The sequence below is a fragment of the Streptomyces sp. A01 genome (genome assembly GCF_059026195.1).
The window spans coordinates 11,708-35,061 of the sequence record NZ_JBWLKN010000028.1 but is presented as its reverse complement, the minus strand read 5'-3'; the positions used below and the strand labels follow the sequence as shown (position 1 = coordinate 35,061).

The window sequence follows — 23,354 nt, the reverse complement described above, 5'->3', positions numbered from 1 at the left end:
AGAGCTTGTCAGATCACGGGAGGTCGGCCCAGTCGGGTCAGGCGCCATACCGTACGCCACTTCATGGGGCGCCGTGGACCGCACGGCGTCGTCCAGCCTTCCTTGAAACCGCCGAACCAGGCACGCAGCGCGGGCCCCGACGGCTTCCTGGCCAGCGTGAGCAGCAGCCATACCGTGAGATACACGGGCACGAGAAGGAAGGGAAGATTCCGGCGGGCCAGCCACACCCGGTTACGGGCGACCATGCGGTGATAGACCGCGTGTCTGCTCGGGGCGGTAGTGGGGTGGAAAAGGACCATGTCCGACCGGTAATCGATCATCCAGCCCGCGTCCAGGGCCCGCCAGGCCAGGTCGGTCTCCTCGTGCGCGTAGAAGAAGTCGTCCGGCAGCCCGCCGACCTCGGCGAAGACCCGCGTACGGACCGCGTTGGCACCCCCGAGGAAGGTGGTGACCCTGGAGGAGCGCATCGGGTCGGAGGCGCGCAGCCGGGGCACGTGGCGCCGCTGCGTCTCCCCCGTGTCCGGGTCGGCGATGCGGAAGCTGACGATGCCGAGCCGCGGGTCGTCGGCGAACGCCGCGCGGCACAGCTCCGCCGTGTCCCGCTCCGGCAGCAGCCCGTCGTCGTCGAGGAAGAGCAGCACGTCCACGTCGCGGCCGCCGGGGCCGAACGCCTCGATGCCGACGTTGCGGCCCGCCGGGATGCCCACGTTCTCGGGCAGCTCGACGGTCCGTACGGTGATCGGGAACCCCGTCAGGTCGGGCAGCGGCGAACCGTTGCCGACGACGACGACCTCGACCGGGTCGCCGTCCTGCCGGGCGACCGAGTCGAGCAGCGCGCGCAGCTCGTCGGGGCGGTTGCCCATGGTGAGGACGACCGCTCCGACGGTGAGCGTGGAGGCCGCGCTCACTTGAGCCTGCTCGAAGCGAGGATGGACACGAGGTGCAGCAGGGTCTGCACGATCGCGATACCGGCGAGCACGGCGACGCCGAGCCGGGTGAAGAACAGATCACCCCTGGTCATGTCCAGGATGGCCACGAACAGGATGAACAGCGACGCCTCCACGCCACCGACAAGGCGGTGGAACTTCAGCGCCGCGGCGGCCTTGCGCGCGAGCGCGACCCCGGAGGACCGGGGGGTGGCGGCCTCGTCCTTGACGGCGGGCAGTCCGCTCCGGGCGCGCGCCACGTCCACCAGGTCGGTCTCGGCCTTGATCAGGATCGCGCCGAGCGCCGCCAGGGTGCCGAGGAAGGCCCACATCCAGTTGGTCGACGCGCCTTCCTGGTGGAAGACGTCGGCCGCCCGGACGCCGAAGCCGACCAGCAGGGCCGCCTCGGAGAGGTAGTGGCCGACCCGGTCGAGGTAGACACCGGTGATCGACGTCTGCTTCCGCCAGCGGGCGACCTCGCCGTCCACGCAGTCGAGCAGCAGGTAGAGCTGGATGAGGACGGCGCCCAGCAGCGCCCCGGTCAGGCCCGGCACCATGAGTGCCGCGCCCGCCAGGATGCCGGCGACCACCATCAGGTAGGTGAGCTGGTTCGGCGTGATCCTGGTGTTCACCAGGTACGGGTCGCACCGCAGCGAGATCTCTCGCATGTACAGGCGCCCGGCCCAGTGCTCACCGCTGCGCCGGTCCTTCACGCCCTCGGGGTGAACGACCGGACGGAGTTCAGCTACTGACGGTTTTGGCATAGTCGGCGTATGCGTCCCTGATCGCGTCGGTGGAGAGATCCAGGTGCTCCAAGATCGTGTAGCGCCCTGGCCGGGTCTGCGGCGCGTACTCCACCGCCTTGACGAACTCGTCAACGGTGAAGCCGATTTCGCTGGGCAGCACGGGCAGTCCGTGCCGCTGGAGCACGTCGACCATGAAGGCCGACTGCTCCGCCGCGCCGCGCAGATGCATGGCGAAGGCGGCACCGAGGCCGCACTGCTCGCCATGCGAGGCGGCGCGCTTGGGGTAGAGCAGGTCGAACGCGTGGTTGATCTCGTGGCAGGCGCCGGACGCCGGACGGCTGTCCCCGGCGACCGACATCGAGATCCCGGTGAGGACCAGGCCCTCGGCCAGCACCGTCAGGAACTCGTCGTCGCCGCAGCCTCCGGGGTGCCGCAGCACCGCCTCACCGGCCTGCCGGGCCATCGCGGCGGCGAGACCGTCGATCTGCTCGCCGGTCTCGCGGTGCGACAGCTCCCAGTCGGCGACCGCGGAGATGTTGGAGATGACGTCCCCGACGCCCGAGCGCACGAAGCGGATCGGGGCCTCCCTGATCACGTCCAGGTCGATGACGATGGCGATGGGGTTCGGCACACCGTACGAGCCGCGGCCCGCGTCGTTGTCCAGCGTCGCGACCGGCGAGCACAGACCGTCGTGGGACAGGTTCGTGGCGACGGCGACCAGCGGCAGGCCGATGCGCGCCGCGGCGTACTTCGCACAGTCGATGATCTTTCCGCCGCCCATGCCCACGACCGCGTCGTAGTGCCCGGACTTCATGGCGTCGGCGAGCTTGATCGCGTCATCGAGGGTGCCGCCGCCGACCTCGTACCAGGAGGCGCCGGGCAGCGCGGGGGCGAGCCGCTCGCGCAGCGCCGCCCCCGATCCGCCGCTGATGGCGATCGCGAGCTTCCCGGAGGCCGAGATCCGCTGGTCGACCAGCAGTCCCGCCAGGTCCTCCAGGGCACCCGCCCGGATGTCCACGACAACCGGCGACGGGATGAGCCGGGTCAGTACTGGCACGCGATCTCCCGTCCCTTGGCGAGGTCCTCGTGGTTGTCGATCTCGACCCACTTGACGTCGCCGATCGGGGCGGTGTCGATGGTGAAGCCGCGGTTGACCAGCTCCTGGTAGCCGTCCTCGTAGTAGAGGTCGGGGTCCTTCTCGAAGGTGGCCTTGAGCGCGTCGGCCAGTTCCTCGGCGGCCTCGGGCTCGATCAGCGTGACGCCGATGTACTCGCCGGTCGCCTCGGCCGGGTCCATCAGCTTCGTGATGCGCTGGACACCCTTGGCGGGGTCGGTGACGACCTTCATCTCCTCGTCGGCGAGCTGCTTGACCGTGTCGAGGGCGAGGATGATCTTCTGGCCCTTGCCGCGGGCGGCCAGCAGCGTCTTCTCGACGGAGACCGGGTGCACGGTGTCGCCGTTGGCGAGGATCGCACCCTGCTTCAGCACGTCACGGGCGCACCACAGGGAGTAGGCGTTGTTCCACTCCTCGGCCTTGTCGTTGTCGATGAGGGTGAGGGTGACGCCGTACTTCTGCTCCAGCGCCTCCTTGCGCTCGTAGACGGCTTCCTTGCGGTAACCCACGACGACGGCGACGTCGGTGAGACCCACCTCGGCGAAGTTCCCCAGCGTGAGGTCGAGCACGGTGGTCGTGCCTTCCCCGGCGGGGTCCACGGGCACCAGGGCCTTGGGCAGGGTGTCGGTGTAGGGGCGCAGACGCCTTCCGGCGCCAGCCGCCAGCACGAGGCCGATCATGCGGGTTCTCCTGATTCGTCGTGTACTGCGGGTGCTCCAGAGGAGACCCAGAAGCGGATGCTCTCGATGAGCACCGCCAGCGCCAGGGCCGCTGCGAGGGCCGTCAGCGCGATGGTGAAACCTGTACCGTGCAGCAGGGCCGCGATGACCGTGACCGCAAGGACGCGTCCCTCGTGCCCCCCGGCCATCCGCACCAGCCAGACCGGCGGCGCGCCGGTGCCACCGCGAATGCGGTAGACCGTGTCGTAGTGATGGTAGGCGACAGCGGACACCAGACCGAAAGCCGCCGGCAAGGCCCCGTTCACCTCGGACCGGGCGGCGAGTATCAGGACCGTCGCGTACTCCGCCGCCCGGAACATCGGCGGGACCAGCCAGTCCAGCGGACCCTTCAGCGGCCCGGCGACGGCGAGAGCCGCGAAAACAGCGTAGACCGCGGCGCCGAGGACCGGCCACCAGCCGCCCGGCTCCCGCAGCCACAGGGACGCGATGAGCACCGCGCCGCCGACGGCGGCGAGCAGCGGCGCCGTGTACCCACCGGCGGCGGCGCGGCGGGCGGGGCCCTTGCTCAGCACCTCGGCCAGCGGTCCGGAGTCGGCGAGCTGGGCGAGCGCGCGGGCGGCCCGGTCGGTACGGGTCGCCGCCCTGGTCAGGGAGCGCAGCACGCGCCCGGCTGTGGTGTAGCAGGCGGCCAGGCCGCAGCCGATCAGCAGCGCGTAGAAGGTGACGCGGGGCGTGGTCAGCGCGGTGAGTACGGCGACCATCGCCCAGCGCTCACCGATGGGCAGGACGATCATGCGGCGCAGCCACACCGTCCAGCCGACGCTGTCGAGCTTGTCGGAGAGCGCCGCGGTGGGGCTGGTGTTGCCGGTGGCGTCGTGGTTCGCCTCGTTGAAGGAGAAGTCGACGACATGGCGGCAGGTCTGGAGGACCATCGCGCCGAGCGCGAGCGCCCACACGTCGTCGGTGCCCCCACCGCGCGCGGCGCCTATCGCGAGGCCCGCGTAGTACGCGTACTCCTTGGCCCGGTCGAAGGTCGCGTCGAGCCAGGCGCCGAGCGTGGAGTACTGGAGCGAGTAGCGGGCGAGCTGGCCGTCGGCGCAGTCGAGGACGAACGAGGCGATGAGCAGCACACCGGCGGCGACGAAGCCCTGCCTGGTGCCGGTGGCCGCACAGCACGCCGCGATGATCGCGGTGAGCAGGGAGGCGGTGGTGACCTGGTTGGGGGTGAGGCCCCGGCGGGCGCACCAGCGCGCGATGTAGCGGGAGTATGGGCTGATGAGGAAGGTGGTGACGAAGCCGTCGCGGGCTTTGACAGCGCTGCGCAGCCGCACCTTCTCCTCGTCGACGGCACCGGCCTCGGCCCGGGCCTGGACGCGGGCGGCCTCGTCGGCGGGCACGGTCGCGACGAGCACGCCCAGCTCGGGCCGGTGTACGGCGACACCGTCGGCGGCGAGGTCGTCGGCGATCAGGTCGGGCAGGTTCTGGGCGGCGACCGGGCGACGCGCGCCGGGGTGCGCCCCGGTGGCCTCGGGCCGTGCGAGCTGTCCGGTGCCGTCAGGCGCTCCCGTACCGGCTCCGGGCGCCCCCTTGCCGGCGAGGGCCGGTGTGCCGTTCGCCGGCACCGTGGCACGGGCGGTGACCGCGCGGGTCAGGGCAGCGCGGGCCTCCGGCTGGGCGGTGAGCGCGCCGGTCACCGCGGCGGCGGGGAAGCGCGGGTCGGTCAGGGCGAGCCGCAGCGCGTGCAGGTGGCCGGTGAAGCGGGCATCGACCAGCGCGACCCGCTGATGTGCCGGGGCTGCGGCGAGCTCACGCGCGGTCCCGGCGGCATCGGCCGCCGTGCGCACGGCGAAGCCCAGCGTCCGCAGGTCGTCCTCAAGAGACGAGCCGACGACCGGCGAACCGGTCACAATGGCGGTCGACAGACGAACTCACTCCTTGGCAACTGGCATGGCCGCGCCGGTTCATGGCCGGTTCATGGAACGTCCGGGCAGCAGTCGTGACCTGCCCCGGCCTGGCAGGGCGGGCAGCACGTCGGCAGAGGTTATCGGATCGCTGAAGGCGGCCGTTCACCGCGCATTCACTCCACGATCGGATGAACGACGGACAGGACCGCCGCGATCATCATGGTCGATGGGCGCACCCCGCGACAAACGGCGTTCGCGGTGGGCGGCCGGATTCCGGTCGGTAGGGTGCGGGCATGATGTGGCTGATCACCGGCGGTGCCGGATATATCGGGGCGCATGTCGTCCACGCCATGCGAGCGGCCGGAGAGCGCGTGGTGGTGCTCGACGACCTGTCGAGCGGCGTTCCGGGGCGACTGCCCGCCGACGTTCCCCTGGTACACGGCACGGTCCTCGACCGTGAGCTGCTCGACCGGGTGCTGGCCGACTACGACGTGGGCGGAGTGGTGCACCTGGCGGCCCGGAAGCAGGTCGGCGAGTCCGTCGAGCAGCCACTGCGCTACTACCGCGAGAACCTGCACGGGCTGACGGTGCTGCTCGAAGCCGTGACCGCGGCGGGCGTGCGGTCCTTCGTCTTCTCCTCGTCGGCCGCCGTCTACGGCATGCCCGATGTGGATCTGGTCACGGAGTGCACGCCCTGTGCCCCGATGAACCCGTACGGCGAGACCAAGCTGGCGGGCGAGTGGCTGGTACGGGCGACGGGGCGGGCGCATGGTCTGGCCACGGCCTGTCTGCGGTACTTCAACGTCGCCGGGACGGCCCGCCCGGAGCTGTCCGACACCGGCGTGTACAACATCGTCCCGATGTTCTTCGACCGGATCACGCGCGGTGAGACCCCGCTGATCTTCGGGTCCGACTATCCGACGCCCGACGGCAGCTGTGTACGCGACTACGTCCATGTGGACGATCTGGCCTCGGCCCATCGCGCCGCGGCGCAGTGGCTGACGGCGCTGCCCGAGCCGCGCGACCTGACGGTCAACGTCGGCACCGGGCAGGGGGTTTCCGTAGCCGAGATGGCGGAACTGGTGGCGGACGTCACCGGCCATGAGGGCCCGGCCGCCAAGGTGGCACCGCGTCGGCCAGGAGACCCGGCGCGGGTGGTCGCCTCCGCCGACCTGATCTCCAAGGAACTCGGCTGGAGCGCCCGGCACGACGTCCGCGCGATGGTGGAGTCGGCCTGGGAGGGTTGGCTGCTGCACCACCCGGAGGCACGCGAGCGCTGAGCCGGGGCGGCGGGCGCCCGCTGGCAGGCGCGCCGCCGTTCCCGCAGGCGGACAGCTGCCACCTGGCGCCCCGCAGCTGACCGCTGGCTCTACGTGCCGCGTGCTCCGTGCCACCCGAGCAGTGACGTATCACCGCAGGTCACTGAGGCCCAGGACCGGGCGGCCGCCGCGTTGCGCGCGCTCGGCGCCCACCGTTCACTGAGATCGTCGCCGAGGTCCGGCGGCCGGTCTGAGTCCGAGGCGGAGGCATCCATGGGCGCGGGACACGATCACGGGCAGGCGCCGCCCACGGAGACGACGGGCACCGCGGCCGCCGCCTACCGGGGGCGGCTGCGGATCGCGCTCGGCATCACGTTCACCGTGATGGTCCTGGAGATCGTCGGCGGCGTCGTCGCGCGTTCGCTGGCGCTGCTCGCTGACGCCGGGCACATGGCGACGGACGTGGTCGGACTGGCCATGGCGCTGCTCGCGATCCACTTCGCCAACCGCCCGGCGAGCGTCAACCGCACCTACGGTTACGCGCGGGCGGAGATCCTGGCGGCGCTCGCCAACTGTCTGCTGCTGCTCGGCGTCGGCGGCTTCATCCTGTACGAGGCGGTGCGCCGGTTCGTCACCCCGGCCGAGACCGAGGGCGGGCTGACGGTCGCGTTCGGCGCGGTCGGCCTGGTCGCCAACATGGTCTCGCTGTCGCTGCTGCTGCGCGGCCAGCGCGACAGCCTCAATGTGCGGGGCGCGTTCCTTGAGGTGCTCGCGGACGCGCTCGGTTCGGTGGCGGTGCTGGTGTCGGCCGTCATCATCATGGCGACCGGCTGGCTGGCCGCCGACCCCATCGCCTCCCTGGTGATCGGCCTCATGATCGTGCCGCGCACCTGGAAGCTGCTGCGGGAGACGCTGAACGTGCTGCTTGAGGCCGCGCCCGGCGATGTGGACATGGACGAGGTACGGAGCCACATCCTGGCACTGCCCGGCGTCGAGGGGCTGCACGATCTGCACGTCTGGACGATCACCTCGGGGATGCCGGTGCTGTCGGCGCATGTGGTGGTGAGCCAGGATGTGTTGGACTGGGCCGGACACGAGAGGATGCTGCACGACCTGCAGTGCTGCCTGGGAGAGCACTTCGACGTCGAGCACTGCACGTTTCAGCTCGAACCCGGTGGACACGCCGTCCACGAGGCTAAGTTGTGCCACTGACGTGTGCCGCTGTCATACGGCAGACTTGCAGGCCGAAGACGACGACGAGGATGGTCATGCCGATCACACCAGCCACAGGCCGCTCCACCGACAGTGCGACGCTCCCCGGGCCAGACGCCTCGGAACCGATCATGCTGGAACTGGTCGATGAGGACGGCAACACGATCGGCACGGCGGAGAAGCTCTCCGCGCATCAGGCGCCCGGGCGGCTGCACCGCGCGTTCTCGGTCTTCCTCTTCGACGACCGGGGGAGGCTGCTGCTTCAGCAGCGGGCGCTCGGCAAGTACCACTCCCCCGGCGTCTGGTCCAACACCTGCTGCGGCCACCCGTATCCGGACGAGCCGCCGTTCGTCGCCGCCGCCCGGCGCACCAGCGAGGAACTGGGTGCTGCGCCGAAGCTGATGCGGGAGGCCGGCACGGTGCGGTACAACCACCCTGACCCGGCCTCAGGGCTGGTGGAGCAGGAGTACAACCACCTCTTCGCCGGGCTGATCGGGACCGAGCTGCGGCCCGACCCTGAGGAGATCGCCGAGACCGTGTTCGTCACGCCCGGCGAGCTCGACAAGCTGCGTGGCGAGCGGACGTTCTCAGCCTGGTTCATGGATGTGCTGGACTCGGCGCGGCCGACGATCCGGGAGATCACGGGCACTGCCGCGGGATGGTAGCGACGAGCGGCAGCGCGGCCCAGACGACCTTGCCGCCGCTCGCGGTGTGCTCGACGTCGTAGGTCCCCCCCAGCTCGTCGGCCATCACCTTCACCAGGAGCAGTCCTCGCCCGCCGGTCTGGCCCTGGTCGGCGACCAGGGCCTTCGGCCGGTACGGGTGGTTGTCCTCCACGCCGACCTTGACCCACTCCGGACCGATCGAGACCTCCACGGCGATCTCGGGCGACAGCAGCGCCGCGTGCCGTACGGCGTTGGTGACCAGCTCGGAGACGATCAGCAGCAGGGTCTGCAGCACGTCGTCGGGGGTGGGCACGCGCTGGTTCTTGAGCAGATCGCGCACCGCGTGCCGGGCTTGCGGGACGGAGGCGTCCGTGGCGGGCGCGGTGAACCGCCAGACACCTTCGTACGTGACAGCCCTGCGGGGCGGGGCCTGTCCAGGATCAGACGGGACGCTCCCGAGGATCTCCATGTCCGATACCCACCTATCGCCGCAGCTCTACCACTGGTGACGAGTGTTGGGAATGCGAGGGTCCGTACCGGCGCACTGAACACAAGTCAGCGCTTATCGACGTCTTTTGACCGGCCGGGGATGCCAGGCTTACTCGCACGACACATCTTGTCCACCGAAAACCGAGAACGTTGATCGACTACGTTCCGTAACCAGTGTGCCGAAGGTGTCGCCCCCCGATCCCATCACCCACTTTCCGCGCGGCGGGTGGGGAATTCTCCCCTTTCGCCATATGTGAGAGTCTCACTCTGCGTGATGGGCGACCCGGTCGGGGATCACGCGAGCGAGATCACATCCGTACGCACGGGTAACCGCCGATACGATCCGTACATGGAGCCTTGCCTGCTGTACTCGGTCGCCGACGGCATCGCGACCGTCATGATCCACAACCCTGCCAAGCGCAACGCGATGACGTACGAGATGTGGCGCGAGCTGCCCCCGCTGCTCGACAAGCTCACCATCGACAGCAACGTACGGGCCCTGGTTCTGACCGGTGATGGCGACACCTTCTGCGCGGGCGCCGACATCGGCTCCCTGATCGACCGGGGTGAGGAGTCGCAGGGGCTGGCGGTGCGCGCCGAGGAGGCGCTGGCCGCCTTCCCGAAGCCCACCCTCGCCGCCATCCGCGGCTTCTGCGTCGGCGGAGGCTGCCAGCTCGCCGCCGCCTGCGACCTGCGGTTCGCCACGGACGACAGCGCGTTCGGCATCACCCCGGCGAAGCTCGGCATCGTCTACCCGGCCTCGTCGACGGAACGGCTGGTGAGCCTGGTCGGCCCGGCCTCCGCGAAGTATCTGCTCTTCTCCGCCGAGCTGATCAACGCCGAGCGGGCGTTCCTGACCGGCCTCGTGGACGAAGTGCTGGCGCCGGAGGAGTTCGACGAGCGTGTGGCCGGCTTCTCACGCGTCCTGGCGTCCAGGTCACAGCTGACGCAGGCCGCGGCGAAGGAGTTCGTGGCACGGCCCGCCGATCGCACGCGGATCGCGTACTGGGCGGAGCAGGCGAGGACCAGCGACGACACTCCGGAGGGCGTCACCGCCTTCCTCGAACGCCGGGCCCCGCACTTCCGGTGGACGCTGCCGCACGCCTGAGGAAGGCGGCGGCCCCCGCCCTCCCGCACTGCGGCAGGGAGACGGCGCCGGGCGCCGTACGGGCACCGGATCAGCCGTCCGCACCCACCTTCCAGCGGCTTCTACTTACGAGTAGCGTGCGGAGCATGACGTCACTGCCCGAGCGCGCCGGACGGCGCTGCCACAACGTTCTCAACCCCCTCCACTCCTGCGTCTACTTCGCCCCGGAGTACACCGAGAAGCTGGCTCTCGCCGGTGCCGTGGGCGGCGCCGCCTACTTCGCCGGGCGCGCCGCCCCGCTCGGCCGCGTCGGCGCGGGCACGGTCACGGCGACGTTCTACAACTTCAAGCACGACGTCGTCGCCGAGCATGTCCCCGCGGTGTGGGACGCGCTCTCGCCGCAGGCCGCTATCGACGCCCGGCTCGCCGCCGCGGACGCCACGCTGCGGCGGCTGCTCGGCGAGGAAGTCATCGCCTCGAAGGAGATGGCCGAGGCCGCCGAACTCGGGCTGCGCGCCGCCGAAGCCTGCTCACGCGCCGCACGCCCGCTGTACGCCGCGCACGCCGACCTCCCGGTGCCGGAGGCGCCGCACCTGGCGTTCTGGCACGCCGCCACGCTGCTGCGCGAGCACCGCGGTGACGGCCATCTGACGCTGCTGATGGGAGCTGAACTCGACGGTGTCGAGGCGCTCGTCAGCCACACGGCCAGTAGTCACGGGCCGTCGCCGAAGTGGGCCCGCACGACCCGCGGCTGGACCGTCGAGGAGTGGGCGGCCGCCGAGGACCGGCTGCGGGCGCGCGGTCTGCTCAACGCCGAGGGTGAGTTGACGCCGAACGGCACCGAGCTGCGCAAGGAGCTGGAGAACGAGACGGACCGGCTGGACCGGGCACCGTACGACCACCTCGGTGCCGAGGGCGTGGCGCGGCTGACCGAACTGGCCACCGTCTTCGTGACCGCCGCCCTGACGGCGGGCGCGTTCCCGGCGGACCTCACCGGCAAGGGCTGACCGGAAGGACTGACCAGCCCGCCGGTCGCCGACACGGCACGCCACTGGCTACTCGCCGCCCGCCGCCCGCTGAGGCCAAGCGAGCGCCCGGGGCCGGTTCACGCGCAGGGCGGGACGGCGACGCGGGCAGGGGGACGGGCGCGGAGCGCCGAGTCCCGCTGCCGAGTGTCGGGTTCACGAACGCGCTGGTAGCGGTTTACTCGGGGCGGCTCGGGCTACCCGGTGACACAAGCCATCCGGTGGCCTCAGCTCGTGAGCGGCTGCGGCCCGACAAGGAGGATTCCGTGTTCCGTGCCATCGCAGATGTCCTGCGCTCCATCGGCGGCACACTCGCCGCGGTGGTAACGCTCCCGTTCCGCGTCCTCGCGCGGCTCTTCGGCGGAGCCTCACGCGGGACCGGCCCCCGTCGCCGCAGGGTGTGACCGCGCGCCCCGCTGCCTGAACCGCCGCCGTCCGTACCGCTTCAGCGGTACGGACGGCGGCTTCTTGACGCCCGGCGTGCGGCCTTCTCCCCGGCCACGCTCCGGCCCCGGCCTCCCGCTGCCCCCGCCGGTCGCGGCGGCTCCCCGCGCCCCGCCCGGCCCGCCCCGTCGGGTCCGACCCGCGCGGGCGGGTCGGCAGCCGCGGCTCTGTCGCAGGCACCTGCCACAATGCAGGTCGCGGTTCAGACAGAAAGCGGAGCGTGATCGTGACGACGTCCATCGAAGGCCGGATCGCCGAAGAACTCGGCGTACGGGAACGACAGGTGAAGTCAGCCGTCGAGCTGCTCGACGGCGGTTCGACCGTGCCGTTCATCGCGCGCTACCGCAAGGAAGCGACCGAGATGCTCGACGACGCGCAGCTGCGCGCGCTCGAAGAGCGGCTGCGCTATCTGCGGGAGCTGGAGGAGCGGCGAGCCGCGATCCTCGAATCCGTGCGCTCGCAGGGCAAGCTCGACGAGGCCGTGGAGGCGCGGATTCTCGCCGCCGACTCCAAGGCGCGGCTGGAGGACGTCTACCTGCCGTTCAAGCCCAAACGGCGCACCAAGGCCCAGATCGCTCGGGAGGCCGGTCTTGAGCCGCTCGCCGACGGGCTGCTGGCCGACCCGTCGGTGGAGCCGCGCGCCGCTGCCGCCGCCTTCGTGGACGCGGAGCGCGGCGTCGCCGACGAGGCCGCGGCGCTGGACGGCGCGCGGTCGATCCTCACCGAGCGGTTCGGTGAGGACGCGGACCTGATCGGCGAGTTGCGCGAGCGGATGTGGACGCGCGGGCGGCTGGCGGCGAAGGTCAGGGAGGGCAAGGAGGAGGCGGGCGCGAAGTTCGCCGACTACTTCGACTTCGCCGAGCGGTTCACCGAGCTGCCCTCGCACCGGGTGCTGGCGATGTTCCGTGCGGAGAAGGAGGAGATCCTCGACCTCACGCTGGAGCCGGAGGAGCCCTCTCAGGAGGCGGGCCCCAGCGCGTACGAGCAGGCCATCGCGCGGCGCTTCGGGATCTCAGGCCGCGGCCGTCCCGGTGACGCCTGGCTGGCCGACACGGTTCGCTGGGCGTGGCGCACCCGGGTCCTCGTGCACCTCGGCATTGATCTGCGGCTGCGCCTGCGGCAGGCCGCAGAGGACGAGGCGGTGCGGGTGTTCGCGGCCAATCTGCGCGATCTGCTGCTGGCCGCCCCGGCGGGCACGCGCGCCACGATGGGCCTTGACCCCGGCTTCCGTACGGGCGTGAAGGTGGCCGTCGTGGACGCGACCGGCAAGGTCGCGGCGACGGAGACGATCTATCCGCATGTTCCGCAGCAGAAGTGGGAGGCGTCGCTGGCCGCCCTCGCCCGGCTGGCGCGGGAGCACCGTGTCGAGCTGATCGCGATCGGCAACGGCACGGCGTCCCGCGAGACGGACAGGCTCGCGGCGGAGCTGTGCGAGAAGCATCCCGATCTGAAGCTGACGAAGGTGATGGTGTCGGAGGCGGGCGCCTCGGTGTACTCGGCGTCCGCTTTCGCCTCGCAGGAGCTGCCCGGCCTCGATGTCTCCCTGCGCGGCGCCGTGTCGATCGCGCGGCGGCTCCAGGACCCGCTCGCCGAGCTGGTCAAGATCGACCCGAAGTCGATCGGCGTCGGCCAGTACCAGCACGACCTGTCCGAGGTGAAGCTCTCGCGCTCGCTCGACACGGTCGTGGAGGACTGTGTGAACGGCGTGGGAGTCGACGTCAACACCGCCTCCGCTCCCCTGCTGGGCCGGGTGTCGGGCATCAGCGCGGGCCTCGCCGAGAACATCGTGGCGCACCGCGACGCGAACGGTCCGTTCCGTGGCCGTAAGGCCCTCAAGGACGTGGCCAGGCTCGGCCCGAAGGCGTACGAGCAGTGCGCGGGCTTCCTGCGCATCCGTGGCGGTGACGACCCGCTGGACGCCTCCAGCGTGCACCCGGAGGCGTATCCGGTGGTGCGCCGCATGGTGAAGTCGGCGGGCAGCGAGGTCGGTTCGCTGATCGGCAACACGGCGGTGCTGCGCCGCCTCGACCCGGCGCAGTTCGTGGACGCGTCCTTCGGTCTGCCGACGGTCACCGACATCATCAAGGAGCTGGAGAAGCCCGGCCGCGACCCGAGGCCCGCCTTCAAGACGGCCACCTTCAAGGAGGGCGTCGAGAAGATCGGCGACCTCGCGCCGGGGATGCTGCTTGAGGGCGTCGTCACCAATGTGGCCGCCTTCGGGGCGTTCATCGACGTCGGCGTGCATCAGGACGGCCTGGTGCACGTCTCGGCGATGTCGAAGACGTTCGTGAAGGACCCGCGCGACGTGGTGAAGCCGGGTGACATCGTGCGGGTCAAGGTGCTCGACGTGGACATCCCGCGCAAGCGGATCGCGCTGACCCTGCGGCTGGACGACGAGGCCACAGCGTCGGCTTCCTCCGGCGGCGGCCAGGAGCGCGGCGGCCGGGACCGGGCCGAGCGCGGCGGCGCCCGTCGCGCGACGCCGCAGCAGCGGCAGGGCGGCTCGGGCGGTGGCCAGGGCGCGCGTACGGGAGGCGGTGGAGGAGCCCGCTCCGGCGCGGGCGGGGGCGGCGCCCGTCGCGAAGCGGCTCCGGCGAGCGGCGCGATGGCCGACGCGCTGCGCCGGGCGGGCCTGGTCGACCCCAAGCGGGGCTGAGCGACGACCGCCCGCGGCGGGCGGGTGGCGAGGCGCGGCGGGCGGCCCGTCTCACCGCGGAGGGCGGGCGGTCCGTCTCCCGGCGGAGACTGGATGGTTGGCTCCCCGGCGGCGACCGGGCGGTTCGCTTCCCGGCGGAGACCGGGGAGCCAACCGGCCGCCGCCGGGCGGCGGCCTCCGGCCGGGGTCGTGGCCGCTCGCTCGGTGGTGGGCGCGGGTCCGCACTGGGCAGCGCTGCCCGCCCTACCGAGCAGCGCGCTGCCCTGCCGTGCTGGTGACCTGCTCGGCCAGTGAGCACTGGCGACTCGCTGTGCCGGGCTTGCGGCCTGCGCCGGGTCCGGGTCCGGGTCCGGGTCAGCTTTCCTTGACGCGGCCTTCGGCGACCTCGATGCGGCGCGTGGTGTGCACGGCGTCGAGCATCCGCCGGTCGTGCGTGACGAGCAGCAGTGTGCCGTTGTACGAGGCGAGCGCGGACTCCAGCTGCTCGATGGCCGGGAGGTCGAGGTGGTTCGTCGGCTCGTCGAGGACGAGCAGATTGACGCCCCGGGCCTGCAGGAGGGCGAGCGCGGCCCGGGTGCGTTCGCCCGGGGACAGCGTGTGGGCGGGCCGCAGCACATGGGCGGCCGTCAGCCCGAACTTGGCCAGCAGGGTACGGACCTCGGCCGGTTCCAGCTCTGAGGCGATGGCTCCGAACGCGTCGAGCAGGGACACACCCCCGGCGCCGGCCGCACCCCCGCGCGCGCCGGACCGGACAACGGCGTCCTCCCGCGCGGCGTCGGCCTCCTCGCTGAACAGCTGCGCGCGGGCCTGGTCCACCTCGCCGACGACCACACCGGGGCCGAGCGCGGCGTGCCCCGAGTCCAGCGGCAGGCGGCCCAGGAGGGCGGCCAGCAGTGTGGACTTCCCTGAGCCGTTGGCCCCGACGATGGCCACCCGGTCCGCCCAGTCGATCTGGAGCTCCACCGGCCCGAAATGGAAGGTGCCGCGCCGCACTTCCGCGCCGCGCAGCGTCGCCACGACCGCGCCGGAGCGCGGCGCGGCGGCGATCTCCATCTGGAGCTCCCACTCCTTACGGGGCTCCTCGACGGTCTCAAGGCGTTCGATCATCTTGTCGGTCTGGCGCGCCTTCGCCGCTTGCTTCTCGGTGGCCTCGACGCGTGCGTTGCGGCCGATCTTGTCGTTGTCCGGCGCCTTGCGGCGGGCGTTCCTGACGCCCTTCTCCATCCAGTTGCGCTGGGTGCGGGCCCGTGACTCCAGGGACGCGCGGGTGTCCGCGTACTCCTCGTACCGCTCCCTGGCGTGCCTCCGCGCGGTCTCGCGCTCCTCCAGATACGCCGAGTAACCGCCGCCGAAGAGACGCACCTGCTGCTGGGTCACGTCGAGTTCGAGGACCTTGTCGACCGTGCGGGCCAGGAACTCGCGGTCGTGGCTGACCAGGACGGTCCCGGCGCGCAGCCCGCTGACGAAGTTCTCCAGCCGCGCCAGTCCGTCGAGGTCCAGGTCGTTGGTCGGCTCGTCGAGCAGGAAGATGTCGTACCGGCTCAGCAGCAGGGAGGCCAGCCCGGCTCGCGCCGCCTGGCCACCGGAGAGCGCGGTCATCGGCCGGTCGAGGCCGACCGTGAGCCCCAGCGAGGCAGTGACCTCCTCGGCGCGCTCCTCCAGGTCGGCGGCGCCGAGTGCGAGCCACCGCTCCAGTGCGACGGAGTACGTGTCGTCGGCGCCGGGCCGTTCGGCCACCAGCGCCTCGGTGGCGGAGTCGAGGGCGGCCTGTGCCTGGGTGACACCGGTGCGGCGGGCCAGGAAGTCCCGTACGGTCTCGGCGCCGGTCTCCGGATGCGAGCCGCCGCTGGTGCGCCGCTCGTGTTCCTGCGGCAGATGGCCGATGGTCGCGTGCGGCGGGCTGAGGCTGACGGTGCCCTCCTCCGGGACGGCGAGGCCCGCGAGGATGCGCAGCAGTGTCGATTTGCCCGCCCCGTTGGCTCCGACGAGCCCGATGGTGTCCCCCGGCCCGACGACCAGATCGAGACCCGAGAAGAGCGTGCGGTCTCCGTGACCTGCGGCGAGGTTTTTTGCGACGAGATTGGCAGTCATCAGAAGGAGATCCTAACGCCGAGCCGCTGCCTGATGTCTCGCGGTTTTCGCGCGGGTGAGGGGGCCGGACGCGACGGGGGACGGTCGGCACGCCTGGGGCTCGGCGCCCAGAGCTCCGCGCTCCTGGGGCTCGGCACTCCTCTCGGCTGTGGTCGGCGGATCGTGCTGGGAGGGGCTCTGGCCGTGCGTCGCCGACCGCGGGTGCGTCGTGGCTGGGCGCGCAGTTCCCCGCGCCCCCGGCGGGGCACACCTGCATCCTCTGGTGCCGGCGGCCTGGGGCCCCTTAGGGCTCTGCGCCTGGCGGCTGCGTCATCCGGTGGCGTCTCTCCGGCCCGTACGGCCGGACCCGCCGGGTGAACGTGCTCCGATGCCGCGCAGCGCGGCGGCCAGCTTGCTGAGGGCGTCGACACGCCGCACAAAGGGCAGCACCCGCAGCCCCCGGCGCGGTGGCGCGGCCGCCTCGTCGTCGGCCGGGAGCCGTGCGAGGGCCGCCCGGTACTCCGCGCCGCGGAAGCGGAACGGGCCGACGCCCGGGTAGCCGTTGAGCCGCAGATCGGGCACCTCGCTGGTCTGCCAGGCGAAGTCGCGCCAGATGACGTCGGCGCCGTCCCGCTCGATCACGGCGGTGACCACCCCGCAGTCCAGCCCCTCACACTCCGGGCATCCGTAGATGACGTACCGGTTCCCCGCCAGCGGTGCGTCGCTGTCCAGCAGCAGTCGGCGTCCCCGCGCGGTGCGGATGGACGGGCCGAGGTCGGCGGCGAGCGGTGATACCGCGTCGGGCTCGGCGAGCCGCAGCAGCAGGGGTCTGCCGTCGATGGTGAAGTCGAGGAACTCGCGCTGCGAGCGGTATTCGCCGCCGGACGGCGCCTCGCCGACGCGCGTCGCCGGCGCCAGCCCGAATGTCGCGTACTTCGGGGTCATCTCCGGAGTATTCCCACTCGCGACCCGTTCCGTGCCCGGCCGGGCACATTCGCGTAGGACGGCACGTGCCTGGGGCGCTTCCCCGACGGTCGGCCGCCGCCGACATGTCCTCGGATGGAGGCGTGGTCGGGGCTGGGGACGTACGTGGTGAGATGAGGTGAGCGCGCCGGAGCGGACGCCGGTACGCGGCACCGGCCCCGCGATACGGGGCGGACGCGGCACCGGCGTACGGCACGTGGGTGCGGCGCATACGGCATACGAAGCCGGGCGCGCACCGGCGCGTGACGGACGGGCCCCGGACAGTGCGTACGGGCAGGTCTTCCGGACGGGCCTCCGGAGGGCTCGTGCGGTGGGCCGGTGAGCGGATAGCGTCCCCGCATGGGGCGCGATGTGATCGTTGTGGGCGCGGGAGTGACAGGTCTGACGTGTGCCGTCACGCTGGCCGAGGGTGGGCGGCGGGTGGCGGTGTGGAGCCGGGACGCGGCAGCGGAGACGACCTCGGCGGTCGCCGGTGGCCTGTGGTGGCCGTACCGCATCGAGCCAGTGGATGACGTGGGCCGCTGGGCGACGCACTCCTTCCAGGCGCTGGCCGCGCTCGCCGACGACCCGGCCGTGACCGGAGTGCGGATGGCCGAGGGAACACAAGCGGGCGTCGAGCGCGGCGCCTTGGGCGCGTGGGCCGACGAGCTGCCGGGGTTGCGGGCGGCCACGGCGGATGAGCTGCCTGCCGGGTTCGGTACGGGGCTGCGGGCGCGTACGCCGCTGATCGACATGCCCACGCATCTGCGGTATCTGCGGCAGCGGCTGGCGGCCGCCGGCGGCACCGTCGACACGCGCGCCGTCAGATCGCTGGACGAGGCAGGACGGGCGGCGCCCCTGGTGGTGAACTGCACCGGACTGGGCGCGCGGGAGCTGGTGCCCGATCCCGGGGTGCACCCGGTGCAGGGACAGTTGGTGATCGTGGAGAACCCCGGCATCGACCAGTGGCTGGTGGCCGCCGACCCCCTGTCCACGGACACGCTGTACGTGCTGCCGCAGCCGTACGGTGTGGTGCTCGGCGGCACGGCGCGAGCGGACGAGTGGAGCCTGGTCCCCGACCCGGCGACGGCCGAGGCGATCGTACGGCGCTGCGCGCGGGTCCACCCCGCCCTCGCCACGGCGCGCGTCATCAAGCACCGCGTCGGGCTGCGGCCCGCGCGCTCCCGCGTCCGGCTTGAGCGGGCCGTCCTGCCGGGCGGAGCCCGCTGCGTGCACAACTACGGACACGGCGGGGCCGGTATCACCGTCGCCTGGGGCTGCGCCGCGGAAGTGGCCGCGCTGGCGGCCTGACACCGGGGCGACGGCGCCCCGACGGCGGTGTCCAGCCAGCGGCGGCGGGGGCGCGGCCCGTTCGACGCCCCGCCACCGGCGACGGCCACCAGCGACCACCACCAGACAGCACAGACAGCGCAGAAAGCGCCGCGAGCTGAGCGCTCCCCGCGAGGCGCCGGCGGCCAGGGCCTTGGAGACCGCCAGGACTCGCGGGGAGCACGAGGGCGGGACCGGCACCAGAGGCGAGCGGGCCGGTGGGTCCCCTGGGGGGAATGGGCATCGCCGGTGGGCGGTCGTGTGCGAGGTTCAGAGGACAGGTCAGACGTCGCACGGCACGGAGGGTGGGTCGTCAGCGCGTGCCGCGGCCCAGCAGGGTGATGAGGCCGTCAGCGAGGCCGTCGGCCCCGTGGGGTTGGTTGTGGTCGTGGTCGCGGTCGTCGTTGAACTCGGTGCAGGTGACGGGGTAGTCGCGGGCGCGTAGCGCGTCGCGCAGGCCCCGGGTTTGTTCGAGCACGCCCCGCTCGCGCAGTCCTGCTTGGAGGTGGATGCGCAGTTCTCGCGGGGCGCTGTCGGTGAACCGACGGGTGATCCATGGCTCCTGGTCCTGTTCGGGTTCGCCGTCCGGCCGCCATCCGAGGGACGGCGACTGGGCCAGCACGTTCCCGAAGCGCATCGGCGCGGCGAACCCCGCGTACAGCGCGGTGACTCCGCCGAGTCCCTGACCGGCGACGACGGTACGGGCCGGGTCGTACGTCACCGGCCAGCAGGCGGCCGCGCGCGGCAGCAACTCGGCCGCCAGGAAGTTCACATACGCGTCCCTGCCACCGAATTCCCTGGCCCTGGTGGGCTGGTCGGCCGCGTCCGGTGCCAGCACCATCAGGGGCGGCAGCGCTCCGACCGCGATCATCCGGTCGAGCACGGCACCGAAGGCGAGCCGCCCGAACCACACGTCACCGTCGAGTAGCACGAGGACGTCGGCCTCGTCGGGCTGCGGGCCCGGCGGTTCGTAGACCCAGACGTCCCGCTCGGCGGCGAGCGCGCCGCTGCCCAGCCGGTGTCGCCGCACCGTGCCTCGTGGTACGCCGCCGGGCGCCACCGGAACCAGAGCGCCGACGTTCCGCGCCGTGGCGGGCGCGGCCGGGTCGGCCACCGTACGACGTGGGTTCGTGCCGGGTGCCGGAGCCGCCGGCACCCCTGGGGGAAGCGGCTCGCGGAAGGGCGGGCCGGTGAACGGGACACGCATCGGCAACCTGCGTTTCTGCCTCATGAGCCGTCAGGACCTGGGGGCTTATCGGGAAATGAGGGGAACTGGTGATGTGTGGGCACATACGAAGCGATTGTGGGTGAGGTCACACGGAGATCGTGGCGACCTCTACTTAGGTAAGCCTAAGCTAACCACGTGTCCCGCAGCGCAACAACAACGTCCGGCCGGAAACGCAGGCTCAGCGCCGCGTGCCGTCTCCTTCCCCGCCGCATGGCCGCGACCCTCCTTCGTTCCCTTTGCGGAGCGGAGAACGGCCCCAAGCCGCGATGTCCCGGCCCGGGGGCGGCCGCGCCGCCGCGCCCGGCGGCAATCCGGCGCCGCACACCGGCAACGGATGGCGGCGCGACGTGACTCGGCCCCGGTCAGGCCGCGTCCTGTGGCCCCGTCGGCCCCCCGGGTCCGGCCCGGGAAGCCGTCCTGGGCTCTCTCCGTCCCCGCGTGGCTTCCCGGCCGGACCCGCGCTTCCGCTTCCTCAACCGCCCCCGACCCCCGGAATCGCCATGAGAAATCTCGTCGCAGGTGGGACCGCTCTGACCGGCTCCCGCTCCGTCCGCTCCCCACACGACCCGCAGGGCCCCGGCACAGGACCGGCCGTCCCCGGCGCCCGTGCCCTGCCGGGCCGCCAGACCAGACCGCGGCCTTCCGATGACGACCGTCGCCGCGGCGGCGACCGGTGGCAGCGGAGTGTGGCCCGGTGAACGGCTGGCTGATCACCGGGGCGGGCGGCACGCTCGGCCGGGAACTGTGCGCACGGCTGGCCGCGGCGTCCGTTCCCGCGCTGCCGCTGACCCGCGCGGACCTCGACCTGACGGACACCGAGGCGGTGGCGCGCGCCGTGCGCCGTACGCGCCCCGCCGTCGTCGTCAACTGCGCCGCGTGGACGGACGTGGACGGCGCCGAGTCGCACGAGCGCGAGGCGCTGCGGGTCAACGGCCAAGCGGTGCGCGGCCTGGCCCGCGCCTGCGCGGCGTCGGGCGCCCGCCTGCTGCACGTCTCCTCCGACTACGTCTTCCCCGGCAAGGCCGCGGTTCCGTACGACGAGACCGCCCGGCCGCAGCCGTGCACCGCGTACGGCCGCACCCGGCTGGCCGGGGAGCGCGCCGTACTCGAAGAGCTGCCGCGCACCGGAACCGTCGTCCGTACGGCCTGGCTGTACGGGGCGTACGGACGCAACTTCATCCGTTCCCTGGCCGATCGGGCCACCGCCACCGAGGACGGCACCGTCGCCGTCGTCCACGACCAGCACGGCCAGCCCACCTGGGCCCGGGATGTCGCCGGGCGGCTCCTCGCGCTCGGGCGGCTGCCCGCTTCGCAGGCGGCCGGCATCTTCCATGCCACCGCCGGAGGGCGGACCACCTGGTACGACCTGGCGCGCGAGGTCTTCCGGCTCGCCGGGGCCGACCCGGACCGGGTACTACCCGTGGACGGCGCCCAGCTCAACCGGCCCGCGCAGCGCCCCGCGTGGAGCGTGCTCGGGCACGACCGGTGGGCCGAGGCGGGGCTGACGCCGCCCCGGCACTGGCGGGACGCGCTGGCGGTGGCGTTCGGGGCGGTCACCGCGCCCGGCGCCGAACCGGGGTGGCCGCGGCCGCGCGGCGGTCACCGGCCCGTGGCGTACGCGGGGCGGGGCGGCGGGGGCGTACTCACCCGCTGAACCCCGGGTGGTCGGGGGCGCTCATAGCTGAGGGCCTTCGCGCACAGCGGCGCGCGAAGGCCCTCACCCAGCGAACGGCGGGCGCTACGACTTGCCTGCGGAGGCCGGCTCGTCCTCGGCCTCCGTGGCCCCGGAGCCGGGGCCGATGTGGAACTCGAAGTCGCCCGCGTACTTCTCGTGGCCCGCGATGACGGCCATCTCCACGGCCTCCTCGCCCTTCTCACCACGCACGATCAGCGGGTCGTGCCGCAGGTCGCGCATGAGGGCCACGCACATGCCCACCATCACCAGCACAAAGGGCGCGGCCACCAGGATGGTGAGGTTCTGCAGTCCGGTGAGCACATCGCTGCCGCCCTCGCCGACCATCAGCATGATGGCCGCCACCGCACCGGTCACCACACCCCAGAAGACGACGACGATCTTGCTGGGCTCGAAGGAGCCCTTCTGGGAAAGCGTTCCCATGACGATGGAAGCGGCGTCGGCGCCGGAGACGAAGAAGATGCCGACCAGGACCATGACCAGGATGCTGGTGATGGTGGCGATCGGGTACTGCTCAAGCACCTCGAACAGCCGCCCCTCCGGGGACGGGTCGGAGCCCAGCTTGTCGGCCGCCTGGAGCTTCATGGCGGAGCTGCCGAAGACCGCGAACCACAGCAGGCTGACGGTGCTCGGCACGAGGATCACGCCGCCGACGAACTGGCGGATGGTGCGCCCGCGGCTGATGCGGGCGATGAACATGCCGACGAAGGGCGTCCAGGAGATCCACCAGGCCCAGTAGAAGACGGTCCAGCTGCTGAGCCAGTCGGCGACGCCCTGCCCACCGGTCGCCTCGGTGCGGCCGGCCAGCTCCGGAAGGTCGCCCAGGTAGGCGCCCATGGAGGTGGGCAGCATGTCGAGGATGACGATGGTCGGGCCGGCGACGAACACGAAGAGGGCCAGCGCCAGCGCCAGCACCATGTTGATGTTGGACAGCCACTGGATGCCCTTGGCGATGCCGGACACGGCGGAGGCGATGAACGCCACCGTCAGGACCGCGATGATGGCGACGAGCAGCCCGGTGCTCGCGTCATCCATCCAGTCCAGCTTCTCCATGCCGCTGCCGATCTGCACGGCGCCGAGGCCGAGCGAGGCGGCCGAGCCGAAGAGCGTGGCGAAGATGGCGAGGATGTCGATGACCCGGCCGCCCGCGCCGTTGGCGTGCTTCTTGCCGATGAGCGGGGTGAACACGGCGCTTATGGTCTGCCTGCGGCCACGCCGGAAGGTGCTGTAGGCGATGGCGAGGCCCACGACCGCGTAGATGGCCCACGGGTGCAGGGTCCAGTGGAAGAGCGTGGTGGCCATCGAGGTCTGCATGGCCTCGTAGCCGTTCTTCGGGTCGCTGCCCGGCGGCGGGTCGAGGAAGTGCGACATCGGCTCGCTGACGCCGTAGAACATGAGCCCGATGCCCATGCCCGCGCTGAACATCATCGCGACCCAGGAGACGGTCTTGAACTCCGGCTCCTCCCCCTCCTTACCGAGGGTGATCTTTCCGTAGCGGCTCATCGCCAGCCACAGCGCGAAGACCACGAACCCGGAGGCGGCCAGCATGAACGCCCATCCACCATGGTGGATGAGTTCCTTCAGCACGTCGCCCGAAACGTCCTTGAGCGCGTCGGTGGCGACGGCTCCCCAGACGACGAACGCCAGCGTGAGTACCGCTGTGACACCGAAGACGATCCGGTCGGTCTGCGGAACCGGTGTCCGGTGGGGGCTTCCTGGAACGCTCGACTCCACCGTCGGGTCGCCGCGTCCGCCCCGTTCCTGTTTGTTCTCCGACACGCGTGGACCTTTCCTTCAAGGGGCAACTAGCAAGAGATTTGTTTGCCCGCTACCCCTTACCACGTATCGCAGTCCTGTCAGGGAT

Annotated in this window: 19 protein-coding genes; 9 read left to right on the top strand and 10 right to left on the bottom strand. The window is 72.0% G+C overall.

Annotated features, from left to right (window positions below; all coding sequences use genetic code 11):
• Positions 1–8: 8 nt before the first annotated feature.
• Genes AC5P1B_RS29095 through AC5P1B_RS29075 form a run of 5 tightly spaced genes read right to left on the bottom strand, consistent with a single transcriptional unit; the run spans position 9 to position 5,388 of the window.
• Positions 9–863 (bottom strand): glycosyltransferase family 2 protein, encoded by an 855-nt coding sequence (locus tag AC5P1B_RS29095; protein ID WP_493890970.1) that lies wholly within the window; start codon positions 861–863, stop codon positions 9–11.
• A gap of 41 nt (positions 864–904) precedes the next feature.
• Positions 905–1,690 (bottom strand): CDP-alcohol phosphatidyltransferase family protein, encoded by a 786-nt coding sequence (locus AC5P1B_RS29090; protein ID WP_493890914.1) that lies wholly within the window; start codon positions 1,688–1,690, stop codon positions 905–907.
• The gene (locus AC5P1B_RS29085; protein WP_493890913.1) at positions 1,668–2,729 is read right to left on the bottom strand and encodes an iron-containing alcohol dehydrogenase family protein; all 1,062 of its coding nucleotides are present in this window, start codon (positions 2,727–2,729) and stop codon (positions 1,668–1,670) included. The genes AC5P1B_RS29090 and AC5P1B_RS29085 overlap by 23 nt, the downstream gene beginning before the upstream one ends.
• Positions 2,717–3,466, bottom strand: coding sequence for a phosphocholine cytidylyltransferase family protein (locus tag AC5P1B_RS29080; RefSeq protein ID WP_493890912.1), 750 nt, complete (start codon positions 3,464–3,466; stop codon positions 2,717–2,719). The genes AC5P1B_RS29085 and AC5P1B_RS29080 overlap by 13 nt, the downstream gene beginning before the upstream one ends.
• Positions 3,463–5,388 carry a DUF5941 domain-containing protein gene (locus AC5P1B_RS29075; protein ID WP_493890968.1) on the bottom strand — a complete coding sequence of 642 codons (1,926 nt, stop codon included), beginning with the start codon at positions 5,386–5,388 and terminating at the stop codon, positions 3,463–3,465. Before AC5P1B_RS29075 ends, AC5P1B_RS29080 begins: the two co-directional genes overlap by 4 nt.
• A 275-nt stretch (positions 5,389–5,663) precedes the next feature.
• Between AC5P1B_RS29075 and galE the strand changes: the two genes are divergently transcribed.
• The 3 genes from galE to idi all read left to right on the top strand — a co-directional run bounded on the left by galE (position 5,664) and on the right by idi (position 8,506).
• Positions 5,664–6,650, top strand: coding sequence for a UDP-glucose 4-epimerase GalE (gene galE / locus AC5P1B_RS29070; RefSeq protein ID WP_493890911.1), 987 nt, complete (start codon positions 5,664–5,666; stop codon positions 6,648–6,650).
• 252 nt (positions 6,651–6,902) lie between these two features.
• Positions 6,903–7,841 (top strand): cation diffusion facilitator family transporter, encoded by a 939-nt coding sequence (locus AC5P1B_RS29065; RefSeq protein ID WP_493890910.1) that lies wholly within the window; start codon positions 6,903–6,905, stop codon positions 7,839–7,841.
• Positions 7,842–7,897: 56 nt separating this feature from the next.
• Positions 7,898–8,506 (top strand): isopentenyl-diphosphate Delta-isomerase, encoded by a 609-nt coding sequence (idi, locus tag AC5P1B_RS29060; protein WP_493890909.1) that lies wholly within the window; start codon positions 7,898–7,900, stop codon positions 8,504–8,506.
• Here the strand turns inward: idi and AC5P1B_RS29055 are convergent.
• A complete protein-coding gene (locus AC5P1B_RS29055; protein WP_493890908.1) occupies positions 8,481–8,975 on the bottom strand; it encodes an ATP-binding protein in 495 nt (164 codons plus the stop codon). The two genes, idi and AC5P1B_RS29055, sit on opposite strands and share 26 nt — an antisense overlap.
• Positions 8,976–9,344: 369 nt before the next feature.
• Between AC5P1B_RS29055 and AC5P1B_RS29050 the strand changes: the two genes are divergently transcribed.
• The 4 genes from AC5P1B_RS29050 to AC5P1B_RS29035 all read left to right on the top strand — a co-directional run bounded on the left by AC5P1B_RS29050 (position 9,345) and on the right by AC5P1B_RS29035 (position 14,207).
• Positions 9,345–10,103 carry an enoyl-CoA hydratase/isomerase family protein gene (locus AC5P1B_RS29050; protein ID WP_493890907.1) on the top strand — a complete coding sequence of 253 codons (759 nt, stop codon included), beginning with the start codon at positions 9,345–9,347 and terminating at the stop codon, positions 10,101–10,103.
• Positions 10,104–10,228: 125 nt separating this feature from the next.
• Positions 10,229–11,089, top strand: coding sequence for an SCO6745 family protein (locus AC5P1B_RS29045; RefSeq protein WP_493890906.1), 861 nt, complete (start codon positions 10,229–10,231; stop codon positions 11,087–11,089).
• Positions 11,090–11,373: 284 nt separating this feature from the next.
• Complete coding sequence (locus AC5P1B_RS29040; protein WP_493890905.1) at positions 11,374–11,511, top strand: LPFR motif small protein; 138 nt, start codon at positions 11,374–11,376, stop codon at positions 11,509–11,511.
• A 266-nt stretch (positions 11,512–11,777) separates the two neighbouring features.
• Positions 11,778–14,207 carry a Tex family protein gene (locus AC5P1B_RS29035; protein WP_493890904.1) on the top strand — a complete coding sequence of 810 codons (2,430 nt, stop codon included), beginning with the start codon at positions 11,778–11,780 and terminating at the stop codon, positions 14,205–14,207.
• A 354-nt stretch (positions 14,208–14,561) separates the two neighbouring features.
• Here the strand turns inward: AC5P1B_RS29035 and AC5P1B_RS29030 are convergent, their stop codons facing one another.
• Positions 14,562–16,298 (bottom strand): ABC-F family ATP-binding cassette domain-containing protein, encoded by a 1,737-nt coding sequence (locus AC5P1B_RS29030; RefSeq protein WP_493890903.1) that lies wholly within the window; start codon positions 16,296–16,298, stop codon positions 14,562–14,564.
• A 309-nt stretch (positions 16,299–16,607) separates the two neighbouring features.
• A complete protein-coding gene (locus AC5P1B_RS29025) occupies positions 16,608–17,222 on the bottom strand; it encodes a hypothetical protein (protein ID WP_493890902.1) in 615 nt (204 codons plus the stop codon).
• Between the two features lie 378 nt (positions 17,223–17,600).
• On the opposite strand from AC5P1B_RS29025, the gene AC5P1B_RS29020 reads away from it, so the two are divergent.
• Positions 17,601–18,551: an FAD-dependent oxidoreductase gene (locus tag AC5P1B_RS29020; RefSeq protein WP_493890900.1), complete on the top strand. Its 951-nt coding sequence runs from the start codon at positions 17,601–17,603 to the stop codon at positions 18,549–18,551.
• 331 nt (positions 18,552–18,882) lie between these two features.
• Here AC5P1B_RS29020 and AC5P1B_RS29015 read toward each other — a convergent pair whose 3' ends face one another.
• Positions 18,883–19,599: an alpha/beta hydrolase gene (locus AC5P1B_RS29015; RefSeq protein ID WP_493890899.1), complete on the bottom strand. Its 717-nt coding sequence runs from the start codon at positions 19,597–19,599 to the stop codon at positions 18,883–18,885.
• An 892-nt stretch (positions 19,600–20,491) separates the two neighbouring features.
• Between AC5P1B_RS29015 and rfbD the strand changes: the two genes are divergently transcribed.
• Positions 20,492–21,451: a dTDP-4-dehydrorhamnose reductase gene (rfbD, locus tag AC5P1B_RS29010; protein ID WP_493890897.1), complete on the top strand. Its 960-nt coding sequence runs from the start codon at positions 20,492–20,494 to the stop codon at positions 21,449–21,451.
• Positions 21,452–21,535: 84 nt separating this feature from the next.
• Here rfbD and AC5P1B_RS29005 read toward each other — a convergent pair whose 3' ends face one another.
• On the bottom strand, positions 21,536–23,224 hold the full coding sequence (locus tag AC5P1B_RS29005) for a BCCT family transporter (protein ID WP_493890966.1): 1,689 nt from the start codon (positions 23,222–23,224) through the stop codon (positions 21,536–21,538).
• Positions 23,225–23,354 lie beyond the last annotated feature (130 nt).